The organism is Mariniblastus fucicola (assembly GCF_008087665.1).
GTDB lineage: Bacteria > Planctomycetota > Planctomycetia > Pirellulales > Pirellulaceae > Mariniblastus > Mariniblastus fucicola.
Genome location: NZ_CP042912.1, coordinates 1,562,337 through 1,575,060, shown reverse-complemented (window position 1 = coordinate 1,575,060; position 12,724 = coordinate 1,562,337). Strand labels below are relative to the sequence as shown.

Here is a 12,724-nt window from a genome sequence, read left to right as displayed (position 1 = left end):
AAAGGTGATAATCCTGCTATGAGCGAGCTGCCTGAGAACAACAATTTTCTTACCGAATCGGCGGAAGGCGTTTCGTCTGAAACCGTCCAGCAAAAGTTCGCTCGACGCAATGCGGCACTTCGATTGCAAATGGTCTCGGGCATTGGGCCCCGCATCTACGGTGATCTGATCGAGCGATTTGGTTCGGCAGAAGAAGTCCTTGCGGCCGCACCAAGCGACATTCGAAACGTCCCCGGAGTCGGTGCAAAACTCGGCAGCAACATCGCGTTGGCCTCGGAAGTTGATATCGAGCCCGTTTTGGATTGCTGCCAGGGGCACGGCATTTCGATTTTGCAACGCGGTACTCCCGGCTATTCGAAACGCCTCGAAGAGATTTACGATCCGCCCGCGATCCTGTTCGCAAAAGGTGAACTCCTGCCCTGCGATGAACTTTCAATCGCCATCGTCGGAACTCGGCACGCGACCAGCTACGGAATTAAAGTCGCCGATCAACTGGCCCGAGGTTTGGCTTTGGCTGGTCTGACGATCGTGTCCGGACTGGCACGCGGCATCGATGCAGCAGCCCATCGCGGCGCACTCGCCGTTGGCGGACGAACCGTCGCGGTGCTCGGCGGTGGATTGCTGAAAATGTATCCGCCCGAACATCAGACTTTGGCTGACGAAATCAGCGAAGCCGGCGCCGGAGCGGTGCTTTCTGAATCGCTGCCGCAACAAGCTCCCAAAAGCGGATCTTTCCCGCGACGCAACCGGATCGTGACCGGGCTTTCTTTGGGAGTCATCGTTATCGAAGCCGCCGATCGCAGCGGAGCCCTCATTTCGGCGCGGCTGGCCAACGAACAGGGCCGCGAAGTCTTCGCCGTTCCAGGTCGGATGACCGATCGCATGTCGAAAGGAACCAACGGGCTGATCCGTGACGGTGCTACGATGGTGCAGAGCGTTGACGATGTGCTGGAACACCTCGGACCGCTGCCGACAGCCGCGAAAATTGAAACTTCTTCAGGCGAGTCACTGACGATTCGGTCACCGGCGGAACTGAAACTGAACGAACAGGAAACTTTGGTGCTGCAGCTGATTTCGGAAGACGCCACGGAAGTCGACTGGTTGATCCAGCAAAGTGAATTGCCAGCGGCGCGAGTGCTTTCAACCGTTAGCGTTCTGGAAATGCGACGGTTGATTCGTCGAGTCAGCGGCACGGCAGTAGTACGGATTTAGACGATGTATTTTCGATTCTTGATATTCTCAGTTCTAATTTTTTCGTTGCTCAAAACGGTCAACGCACAAGAAACTGAACGCGTTCGGTTCAAGCACGAGAAACACGGTGCGATCGTGTTTGCGTCGGGCGAGGACTACGAACTGAAATGCGACATCTACCAGCCGAAATCGGACGAACCGCGGCCCGTGATGCTGGCGATCCATGGTGGTGCGTGGACGACGGGCACGAAGTTCGCGATGTATCGACACGCCAGAATTCTGGCAAATCGTGGCTACGTGGTGATGGCGATCAACTACCGTTTGGCTCCAAAACATAAGTGGCCGGCCCAAATCCACGACTGCAAACATGCGGTGCGTTGGATTCGCGAACACGCGAAGGAATACAATGCTGACCCCGATCGGGTTTACGCATTCGGCTATTCGGCGGGTGCGCATCTGGCTTCGCTTCTGGCAACGACTGACAAGGACGATGGCTTGGAGGGTGAAGTCCAACAGCCTTACGCGAAACACAGTTCCCGAGTCGATGGTTTGATCGCCGGAGGAGCCCCGATGGAGTTCAGCTGGATTGACGCTCAGTCGACGACGCTGACTTACTGGCTAGGGGAAACCAAAGCTGCCAATCCGCAGCGGTACGCGAAAGCTTCTCCGGTGACCTATGTGACCAACGACGATCCTGTGGCCGTGGTATTCCATGGAACCTCCGACACACTTGTTCCGGCGACTTCGCCAGAGGAGTTTGCGAAGTGCTGCGAGAAAGCGGATGTCGAATGCCAACTGATACTCACCCGTGACGGTCATGCGTCAGCCTTCACGCGAACCAGTTTGCTGATCGATAGTCTGGCGCGATTGGAAGGTTTGCTGGCGAAGCAGGAATGCTACGAGAGGATGGAACGGATGATCAATTGGATTGAGGAGTTCAAGATGGCACACAATCGGCTTCCCAAATCAGCGACTGAATTGGAGACATTTCTAATCCTTCGCGACGATGGCCCTGACGTCAGCGAGTTTGCCGACGCAATGACGAGCAACAGGGACGGACATTCCTTTATAGTCCGATGGGGGATCGCAGAATCGCCGATCGTTAGCGAATCAGTTGGTATCGACGGCGAAAAGTTGTCGCGTTGAATTCGCGCTCAGTAGGCAAGTCTGTCCCAGACTTGTATCCGCAGACTGCAAGTCCGTTCCACGGTACTATTTTATCTCATCGGAATTGCCTGAATCCGTTTGGCAACTCGCAACTTCGCACTGCGGCTTCTCGAATTCGCATCCAACTCCGCGTCAGACGCCGTGATCGGTTTCCGGTTGATCGGCTCCATCTCATCGCTGCCATTGATCGCCCGTTTCACGATCCGATCCTCCAGCGAATGGAAACTGATAATCGCAGCCCGGCCATCGAGCTTCAAAAACTGCGGCAGCCGCTTCATCGTTTCTTGCAGAAACTTCAGCTCGTCATTGACCGCGATGCGAATGGCCTGAAACGTTCGTGTCGCCGGGTCGATCGAGTGATTCTTTGACCGCGGCACACAGGAACGGACGACTCGGGCAAGCTGCTGCGAAGTCTTGATCGGATCGGCCTCGCGAACCGCACAGATCTTCCTCGCGATACGACGCGAAAGCCGCTCTTCTCCGTAGTTGTAAATCAAATCAGCCAAATGTTTCTCGCTCAGCCGATTCACCAACCGCCACGCCGGTTCGCCATCGAGGCGGTCAAACCGCAAGTCCAGTTCGCCATCATTGTTGAAGCTGAACCCACGATCTTCATCCGCCAATTGATCGCTGGAATAACCCAAATCCAACAGCACGCCATCAACCGCCTCGATGCCCATCGCTTTAAGGTGCTCGGGGAAGTCCGCGTAGTTGCCGTGGATCGGCGTGAAGCGTGGGTCATCGATCTTTGCCGCGGCTTCTTCGACCGCATTGAGATCGCGATCGAAAGAAATGACGCGACCTTCCGGCCCCAGCAATTTCAGGATCGCAGCGGTGTGCCCGCCGCCGCCGAGCGTTCCATCGACGATGACTTTGCTGCCTTCCGGTTGCAAGCCCTCAAGGACTTCATCCATCAGAACGGGAATATGAATCGTCATCGAATACCAGTCAGTTTCTCTTCAGTTCGCAAGTTGATCGGTGTACTCGACGGCGGCCAGTCTAAAATTCCGCAAAACGAAAACGGTAATGCTTCCCAAATCCTGCTTCCAAACTCCCGGCTTGAACCAGCTTCAAACTCCCTAGCCTTCGGCAGGTTTCTCGATCTTCACCGGCGGCGCCGTCGTCACCACATCGCTATCGTACGCAGTCGCGGTTCCAAGGATACACACCATCACGGATTTATTTTTCGGATTCGTCACGGCGCCGGAAACGTCAGCCGGCTCCAGTCGCACATTACAAACGGCGTTATACCCCATCCCGCTGGCCTGTTCGATCAATTTCGCCAGCGTCTCACGGCGACCGCGCTCCATCAGCGAATGGTAGCTTTTCATCTCGCCACCGAAAAACTTTCGAAACGCGCTGAGGAAATTCTTGAAATAGTCGCTCGCAATCACGGTCTCGCTGTGGATCATCGTCGGTGTTTTGCCACCGGACGTCGGGCTGAGAAAGATCTTCGATTGAGTTTGCAACGTCATACGATTGACCGCTTCACGCTCATCGAGCCGCTTAAAATGATTCTTTTCCGCTACCGTTCCTGCCACGAAGCCCAAGGTCAGCAAAAAAGCGGTAATCACCAATGCGATGATAACACCCATGGTTGTCTCCTTTTTTGAATGGCTAAGTTAGGCAATCGGCTGGACAACCACGGCAGTTCCATAAGCGTAAAGCTCGGCAGCTCCGGACGTGACTGCACTGGTCGTGAAGCGAACGTTCACGATCGCGTTGGCTCCCAGCTGCTGCGCTTGCCCCATCATTCGCTCGATGGCTTCACGTCGCGATTCTGTCAGCAATTCGGTGTAGCCTTTGAGCTCGCCGCCGACGAGGTTTTTGAAACCCGCCGCAATGTCGCGGCCGGCATGTTTGGCGCGTACCGTGTTGCCCTGAACAATTCCTTTGACTTCGACGACGCGGTAGCCAGCGACAGTTTCTGTGTTGACGACAATCATGAGTTTCGGATCCGTGTTGATTGTTGGGAAAGCAGTAAGCCAATAATGTAGCCAAATTTGACGGGTTGGTGTGCGCGGTTCAATCTGGCGACACGGTGAAGTTCGTGGTTCCAGGAACAGCGGCGACAGGACGTTGTCGCGAATGAAGCCGCCCCCAAGTCGATACAGCCAACCTGTTTGCACGCAAAGTTTCGCTAGCCGGATCAACCGCTACGTCTTCAAGGAAAAACAAACTTTATGCAGTCGGAAACAAGTGCCTTTGCGAAATCGGCAAGTAATGCTTCCACGCTGGATTTTGCATCTCTCAAGGACCGACGACATGGAACGTCAAATTCGAAACGTATCGCGATACATGTTCGCCATCGTTGTCGCGGTCTTGCTGTGCAACCTTGTTACTTCAATCGCCAGTGGACAGACCTTCGACCCGCTTGGCCGCGGCGTCCTGCCGCAAAACCGGGGCATCGTTGCTCCCCAAGGCGGAACGATCAACTCGCTGGGACTCGGGCCGACGCAACGCGGACTGAGCTATCAAGGCCCTCAAGTTCAGCCTCGCATTCAAAGCCCACAACCCGCTTATGGTTTCGGTCAACCCAACCAAACCTTTCAAACGCCTGGTTTCAATCGCTCGCAACAGAACCTCATTCAGCCATCGAACTATCCTGTCGGGCCAGCGTTCACGCCAGCACCCGTTGCTCCGCCATGCGGCAATCCAAATTGCAACGACTCCCAATGCTTGGGCGGATGCAAAAACAGCCAACCCAAGAAACGGCACTTCATCCCAAAACTTGACGGATACAAGACTCCAGGGCAAAACGGACAACTGATGATGACGCCCTCGCGAATCGTCGCGCCCGTCGGCAGTGAAGTCGTCGTTCTGGCCGGGATCTGTGGCGGCGATGGTTATTTCGTAAAGAATCAACCGCTTGAATGGATGATTTCCAATGACAGCGTTGGGCAGATTATCGAAGTCGGCGGAATCAAGCCGCACACGACGTTCAACAAAGTGGTCAGCCCGTCGGCGAGAAAGTTCGACGGTCAGTATGCGTGGGGGCGCACGGGACTGAAACCACTGATGCTGACGCGAGGCACGCCGACTCCTGCAGACGACATTCAACTCCGGGAAGGTCAGACCTACCTGAGCCTGTCTTCCGAATCGCCGGGTACGACTTGGCTAACAGGCGTTGCACCGAATGCAGAAGGCTGGGACCGACGTCGTTCTTCAACTCGAATTCACTGGGTGGACGGAACCTGGTCGATTCCGGCTCCGATCTCTGCCACGGCTGGAACCGTTTCCGCGTTGACAACAGTCGTAACACGTTCCGACGGCAGCAGCGGCGTCGAGGGCTGGAAAGTCCGTTACTCAATCGTTGGCGGCGCCCCGGCCGAGTTCGCACCAGCCGGTTCGCAGACGGCTGAGGCAACCACCAGTCGGTCCGGCGAGGCCATCGCCCAGATTCGGCAAAGAGCCGGCCAGTTTGAGCCCGGAGTCACGCAAGTTCGCGTTGATGTCGTGCGTCCGGCGTTCGGCAGCGAGCCTGAATTGGTTGTCGAAAGCGGATTGACTCAGGTTACATGGAGTGCTCCTGCGTTGACGATCCGGGCTATCGGTCCTGCAGAAGCGGTCTCGGATGAACCGTTCAACTATCGAGTCGAAGTCAGCAATCCCGGCGATCAACTGACTCGCGGCGTCGTCGTCACGACAAAGGATTTCGATCCGAGCATCGAGTACATTTCCAGCAATCCAAAACCGACTCAATATGGCAACCAGTACCAGTGGGAGCTTGGCGATATCGCTCCTGGCAGCCAACCTCGAGTCATCGATCTACAGCTTCGCAGCAAGAAACGCGGCAATGTCGGCATGTGCTTTGAAGTCGCCAGCGAATCTGATCGGTTGCGCACGGAAGCCTGTGCCCAAACGGAAATCTCCGGTGCCTGCATTGGCCTGGAAATCGAAGGCCCGGAAACGGCTAACGTGGGTGACGAGATCACCTATCAGATTGGGTTGGTGAATCAATGCGATGAGCCACTCCGAAACGTGAATCTGAGAATCACGCCCGACGCAGGCCTTGTCGCGTCCGGTCAGTCATCACGCATTATCGAAGGTTCAGTCGACGAAATTCCTTTCGGTGAAAAGAAGACGATTCCCGTTCAGTTCCAGGCGATCCAGGCCGGTCGTCAGTGCTTCCGACTGGACGTTGTCGCCGACGGAGGCCACGACGCCGGATTGCTCGAATGCGTCATCGTTTCGCAAACCGGTTCTTCCGGAGTCAGCATTCAACTTCGTGGCGGCGTTCCGATTCGTGTCGGGGAAATGACGCTTGTTCAGGCTGTCGTCACCAACACGGGCAACGTTCCGCTCAACTCGGTTGCGATTGAAAACCAGTTTGAACCATCAATCGTGCCGAACGCGTTTAGCGACAACGTTCGTGGTCCGGAACAGGGAATCGCCGACGGTGATCCGTTGCTGCTGGAACTGGGACGACTCGAGCCTGGCGATTCGAAGGAAGTCGACATTCAGTACGAGGGGCTCAGCGTCGACGGAAACGCAAACATGATCTTTACCGTCACGTCTGCGGAGGAAGTGACTTCCACGCAAGAGCTTTCGATTCGCATCGAGCCCAATGAAGAGAATGATGGCCGAGGCACTGATCGAAATGTACCCGACTTTGACACGACACCTACGATCCCTAACTCAGGCGGACAGGGTGAATCACAGATCGGCATCCCTCAAGACAATGCTTCGCTGAACCAATCGGGACTGGGCGTGAAGATTGAAGCTCTTCAAACGCCGGTTAGCGTTTCGCGTGGCCAGGAAGCACCGGTCAAATTCGAGATCACAAATAACGACAATTTCGTGCACGAAAACGTCAGAATCTCGCTGGTGCTACCCGCAGGCTTACAATACAGCAATTTTGATCCGGGCAGTTCTGGCCTGCGAACAGTCAACCAACTTTATCCGGACGTACCAACCGTCGATTTTGACGCGCGTCGGTCCTTGCGACCGGACGAAAAACTCGGCGGCGTGCTGTACGTGACAGGCAAAACCCAGGGCAAACATGCCGTGCGGGTTTTCACACAAAGCAATCAGACGGAAGTACTTGACTTGGTAGATTTCGTCAACGTTTCGCAGTAGATCTTCAGTGCAGCCATGAGATACAATGGGGCTAACTCAGTCCCAACGCGGAACCACCATGCGCGTCTCTCTGATTGCCGAACTGGCCATTCTGTTCGTTTTCACGACCATTGCCCAAGCTGAACTTCTGCACGCTCAGGAACTTCAACTTCGCCTGGATGACATTCAGGATTTTGTTGAGAGCCATTGCATCGATTGCCATGTCGGAGCAGAACCGGAAGGCTCGTTCGATCTCGAACCGTTGTCTTTTTCGGCCGATCAATTTTCGGCGCAGCGTCTTGATACAGCCGCTTGGGAGAAGATTCTTCGCCGCGTTGATGCACGCGAGATGCCTCCAGCGTCAGCCGATCGCCCCCCCGAAGACGAATACCAAAAGTTTTCTGGCTCGCTGTCGCAGATTTTGCACAAACGCAGCCAAACGCATCCGCGATCGGGACGGATCGGATCGGTCCGACGCCTGACACGAACGGAGTATCAGAATTCTGTTCGCGATCTGCTGGGCATTCAGATCAACGCCGCGGACTATTTGCCGAAAGACGAATCGAGTCACGGGTTCGACAACATCACGGTGGAAGAGCTTTCGCCGATGAGCCTGAACAGATACGTTTCGGCAGCGCAGAAAATCGCCAGAGCCGCGGTTGGTGGAGTCGGCAATGGCCCCAGCGGCGTGACGATTCGCATTCCGGCGGACCGTTCGCAGGAAGACCACGTTCCGGGCTTGCCGTTTGGAACTCGCGGCGGCACGCTGATTGAACATCATTTTCCCAGGTCCGGCCAGTACGAAATCGAATTGAAACTGACGCGCGACCGTGATGAGAAAGTGGAAGGCCTGCATCGGAAACATGACATCGACGTGTTGTTGGATCGTAAACGGATGCATCGCTTTCAGGTCGTTCCGCCAAAGAACGAGGGCAATTGGGAGAATCGCGATTTCACGCATTCGGATTCGCATCTGAAAACCCGAATCGAAGTCCAGGCCGGCAAACATTCGCTGGGCATTACTTTTCCCAAAACGTTTTCGTCGCTGGTAGAAGAAAAGCGGCAACCTTTTGATGCGAACTTCAATCGCCACCGCCACCCGCGTCGCACCCCGGCGATCTATCAGGTGTCGATCGTGGGTCCGTTTGATGATGGAGAAGCAGGACAAACCGAGAGTCGCCGCTTGATCTTTGGTGACATTTCGCGCGGAAACGAAAGTACTCGCGACGACGCGAAGAAGATTCTGAAGCGGCTTGCTCGTCGTGCTTTCCGCCGCCCGGTTACTGAGGACGACCTCGAAACGCCAATGCGTTTTTTCGATGAAGGATTCTCCGATGGCGGTTCCGACCTCGGTTTTGAAAAAGGTATCGAGTCCGCGGTGTCGTCGTTGTTGGTGAACCCGAACTTCCTGTTTCGCATCGAAGCAAATCGCGACTGGGACCAACCAACACAACAGATCTCAGACATCGAACTCGCATCGCGGCTTTCCTACTTTCTCTGGAGCAGCATTCCGGACGAGGAACTGTTAGGCCTTGCGACGGACAACCGATTGAGCGAACCGGACGTGCTGCGAGATCAAGTCAAACGCATGTTGGCCGATGGCAAGTCGAAATCACTGGTCGAAAACTTCGCCTCGCAGTGGCTTTACCTTCGCAACCTCGAATCGATCACGCCCAACGTGCGGCTGTTCCCGGACTTCGACGACAACCTGCGACAGTCGTTTCGTCTCGAGACCGAACAACTGTTCGCCGACATTGTCCGAATCGATCGCAGTGTGTTGAAGCTGATCCGCTCAGAACACACTTACCTGAATGACCGGCTGGCAACGCATTACGGAATCCCGAACGTGCGCGGCAGCGAGTTTCGCAAAGTCCAACTTCCGGCGGACAGTCGACGCGGCGGGATTTTGCGACACGGAAGCATTTTGATGGTGACGTCGTACGCGACCCGGACTTCGCCGACGATTCGCGGCAACTGGATTCTGGAAAACATCCTGGGAACTCCGGCACCGCCGCCTCCGCCGAACATTCCAAACCTGAAAGAAAACACGACGCTTGAGGTCAGCACGCTTCGCGAACGTCTCGCAGCGCACCGAGCCGACCCGGCCTGTGCGAGCTGTCATGATCGCATGGATCCGATTGGCTTTTCTCTGGAAAATTACGACGCGGTTGGTCGATGGAGAACTTTTGAGGGGACGCTGGACGTCGACGCGGCAGGCATGTTCCCGACCGGAAAACCGATCAGCTCAGCGGCAGAACTTGAGGACGTGATCCTTGAGCGTCCGCAGATGTTTGTCCGCACGCTGACGGAAAAGCTGATCACGTATGGACTGGGCCGAGCCGTAGAGCCCTTCGACGGTCCGGCGGTTCGTTCGATTGAAAGTGCTGCGGCAAAAGATGACTATCGTTTCTCAAGCATCGTGACGGGAATCGTGTTGAGCGATCCGTTTCGTTTGCGATTGAATGAACGTTTTGAAAACCCGGAGACTGGCCAATGATCATCCGCAAAAAATGTATCTCCCGTCGAACTCTGTTGCGAGGCGTCGGGGCGGCGGTCGCGCTGCCGTTGCTCGATTCGATGATTCCGGCGATGACGGCGCAAGCCGCGACCGTTGCAGCGAAGGAGAATCTGAAACGTATCGGCTACGTTTACGTTCCGATGGGCTTCAATCCGGCGAAATGGATTCCTGACGGCGACACGCTGGACAAGCTTCCGTTCAGTCTTTCGCCATTGGAAGCGGTCAAGGATCAAGTCACTGTTTTGACGAACATGGATTTGCAGAACGCCTATCCGGGTTCGCATGCGACTTCCAATTCGGCGTTTTTAAGTGCGGCTCGGGCGAAGCGAACCGAAAGCACGGACTACTACAACGGCATCACGGTGGATCAGATCGCTGCCAAACGAATCGGCCAGAATTCGCAGCTTCCGTCGTTGGAACTTTCGATGGACTTGTTGTCGACGGTCGGCCAGTGCGACAACGGTTACGCCTGTGTTTACCAAAACAATCTTTCCTGGGCTTCGCCAACCGAACCGCTGCCGTCGGAGGCTCATCCGCGCATCGTTTTCGAGACTCTGTTTGGCGAAGGTGGAACGCCCGAGCAACGTCAGGCGGCATTGAAGAAACGCTCCAGCCTGCTGGATTCGGTGACGTTGGAGATCAAGCGAATCAAGCGACAGGTCGGCAGTTCGGACCGCAACAAGATTGATTCCTATATGGAAAACATTCGCGAGGTTGAGCGACGCATTCAGATGGCTCAGCGGAACGTGAAAGACAACCCGCTGCCGGATCTGGATCGGCCCGTCGGTGTGCCGGCTCAGTACGGCGACCATGCGAAGCTGATGTTTGATTTACAGTTGCTTGCGTTTCAGGGCGATGTGACACGAGTCGTCAGTTTCCAGTTGGCTCGCGAAGCGAGTACGCGAACCTATCCGGAGATCGGCGTTTCCGATCCGCACCATCCAGTCACGCATCACGGCAACGATCCGGTGAAGCTGGAAAAGGTCGCCAAGATCAACCGTTATCATGTTTCGCTGTTCGCTGATTTCCTCAAACGCATGAACGAAATTCCGGAAGGCGACGGAACGTTGCTGGACCACTCGGTGTACCTGTACGGCAGCGGCATGGGCGACCCGGACGCTCACGATCATTCGAATTTGCCGATCGTGGTCGCCGGTGGAGCGGCTGGAAAACTGAAGGGCGGTCGTCACATTCGATTCGAGAATCCGACGCCGCTTTCGAATTTGCATTTGACGTTGCTGAACAAAGTCGGCGTGCCACTGGAGACATTTTCGGATAGCACGGGAACGGTTGAAGACCTGTTCGATCCGGTGGAGATGTAGATCGGCATGATCAAAGTTTTCAAGCAGCTTTTTGTCGTCGCGATTTGCATTGCTTTCGCCCCCAACGCCTTTACACAGGCTGAAACGTCGGTCGCGGACCTGGCGGAACAGCAAGATTGGGCTGTACTGAAAGAGCAACTGACTTCCGGCAGCGATGTCGAATCGTCTCAGCCCGACGGCATGACGGCGCTGCACTGGGCGGCCTATCACAACGCTCCGGACACAGTCCACTTGTTGATCGAGCATGAAGCCGACGTTGACGCAGCGACCGAGTACGCGGTGACGGCGCTGAGTCTTGCGGCGGAACGCGGATTTGAGGATGTGGTCGAGCTTTTGATTGAAGCCAAGGCCAACGTCGAATCCAAACGGCTTGGCAAAGAAACGCCTTTAATGCTGGCTGCTCGTAACGGCAACGCGGCGATCGTGGAAGCGCTGCTTTCTGCTGGCGCCGACCCGAACGCGAAGGAGGCTCGTGGTCAGACGGCGCTGATGTGGGCCGCAGCGGCGGGAAACGTGCCTGCCGTCGATGCGTTGATCGAAGGCAAAGCTGACATCGACCATTCGCTTTCCAACTCCGGCTTTACCGCATTCGCATTCGCGGCTCGGCAGGGGAAAACGCGAGTCATTGAGCGATTGGTGGAAGCCGGCGTCGACCCGAACGTGGTGATGGAAACTAAACGCACCGGCGGTCGCAACCCGCGAAAGAACATGTCGGCGTTGCTGTTGGCGATCGAAAGCGGCCATTTCGAATTGGCGCTGCGACTGGTGGAACTGGGTGCCGACCCGAACGATCAACGCAGCGGCTATGGGCCGTTGCATGCCATCAGTTGGGTCCGCAAAACGAAACTTGGTGACGATCCAGCAGGAGATCCGGCGCCTCGAATCACAGGATCGGTGAACTCGGTCGAGTTCGTTCGCCGAATGGTGAAAGCCGGAGCCGACGTAAACCTGAAGCTCGCAAATGGCAAACCCAACAGACACAAGGTGACGGCGAAAGGTATGACTCCTTTCATGTTCGCGGCCAGCACTGCCGATGTGCCGCTGATGAAGCTGCTATTGGAACTTGGCGCGGATCCGAACCAGCCCAATGTTGATGGATGCACGCCGCTGATGGCTTGTGCCGGCGTCGGCGTGGTGGCTGTTGGCGAAGAACCGGGCACCGAAGAAGAAGTCGACGAAGCGATGCGGATGCTGGTCAAGCTTGGCAACGATCCCAACGTCGTCGATGCCAATGGCGAGACCGCGATGCACGGCGCTGCGTATCGGAATTATCCCTCGGCGGTGACGGTGTTGACCCAGTTGGGTGCGGATCCGAATGTCTGGAACCGGAAGAACAAACACGGCTGGACGCCTCATTCGATTGCGGCTGGAAAGCGGCCGGGCAGCTTAAAGCCATCGCCCGCAACGACGGCGGCCCTTGATGCGGCCATGAAGAAAGTCAACTCACACGAGTGATCAGTTGGGTGAC

9 protein-coding genes are annotated in these 12,724 nt (G+C 55.9%); 6 read left to right on the top strand and 3 right to left on the bottom strand.

Going from position 1 to position 12,724, the window contains the following annotated elements:
* Positions 1-18: 18 nt before the first annotated feature.
* Together dprA and MFFC18_RS05680 are read left to right on the top strand one after the other, a co-directional pair.
* Positions 19-1,212 carry a DNA-processing protein DprA gene (gene dprA / locus MFFC18_RS05685; protein ID WP_084416689.1) on the top strand — a complete coding sequence of 398 codons (1,194 nt, stop codon included), beginning with the start codon at positions 19-21 and terminating at the stop codon, positions 1,210-1,212.
* A 3-nt stretch (positions 1,213-1,215) separates the two neighbouring features.
* Positions 1,216-2,337: an alpha/beta hydrolase gene (locus MFFC18_RS05680; protein WP_075081673.1), complete on the top strand. Its 1,122-nt coding sequence runs from the start codon at positions 1,216-1,218 to the stop codon at positions 2,335-2,337.
* Between the two features lie 71 nt (positions 2,338-2,408).
* Here MFFC18_RS05680 and rsmH read toward each other — a convergent pair whose 3' ends face one another.
* From rsmH to MFFC18_RS05665, 3 genes are all read right to left on the bottom strand, one after another.
* Positions 2,409-3,296, bottom strand: a complete 888-nt coding sequence (rsmH, locus tag MFFC18_RS05675; RefSeq protein WP_075081674.1) for a 16S rRNA (cytosine(1402)-N(4))-methyltransferase RsmH — start codon at positions 3,294-3,296, stop codon at positions 2,409-2,411.
* 141 nt (positions 3,297-3,437) lie between these two features.
* Positions 3,438-3,953 (bottom strand): YbjQ family protein, encoded by a 516-nt coding sequence (locus MFFC18_RS05670; RefSeq protein WP_075081675.1) that lies wholly within the window; start codon positions 3,951-3,953, stop codon positions 3,438-3,440.
* A 27-nt stretch (positions 3,954-3,980) separates the two neighbouring features.
* Positions 3,981-4,304: a YbjQ family protein gene (locus MFFC18_RS05665; RefSeq protein WP_075081958.1), complete on the bottom strand. Its 324-nt coding sequence runs from the start codon at positions 4,302-4,304 to the stop codon at positions 3,981-3,983.
* A gap of 319 nt (positions 4,305-4,623) precedes the next feature.
* Between MFFC18_RS05665 and MFFC18_RS05660 the strand changes: the two genes are divergently transcribed.
* Genes MFFC18_RS05660 through MFFC18_RS05645 form a run of 4 tightly spaced genes read left to right on the top strand, consistent with a single transcriptional unit; the run spans position 4,624 to position 12,711 of the window.
* Positions 4,624-7,437 (top strand): COG1361 family protein, encoded by a 2,814-nt coding sequence (locus MFFC18_RS05660; RefSeq protein ID WP_075081676.1) that lies wholly within the window; start codon positions 4,624-4,626, stop codon positions 7,435-7,437.
* Positions 7,438-7,495: 58 nt separating this feature from the next.
* Positions 7,496-9,913 (top strand): DUF1592 domain-containing protein, encoded by a 2,418-nt coding sequence (locus tag MFFC18_RS05655; protein ID WP_075081959.1) that lies wholly within the window; start codon positions 7,496-7,498, stop codon positions 9,911-9,913.
* A complete protein-coding gene (locus MFFC18_RS05650; RefSeq protein ID WP_075081677.1) occupies positions 9,910-11,256 on the top strand; it encodes a DUF1552 domain-containing protein in 1,347 nt (448 codons plus the stop codon). Before MFFC18_RS05655 ends, MFFC18_RS05650 begins: the two co-directional genes overlap by 4 nt.
* A gap of 6 nt (positions 11,257-11,262) precedes the next feature.
* Positions 11,263-12,711 (top strand): ankyrin repeat domain-containing protein, encoded by a 1,449-nt coding sequence (locus tag MFFC18_RS05645; RefSeq protein ID WP_075081678.1) that lies wholly within the window; start codon positions 11,263-11,265, stop codon positions 12,709-12,711.
* The last annotated feature ends 13 nt before the right edge of the window (positions 12,712-12,724 follow it).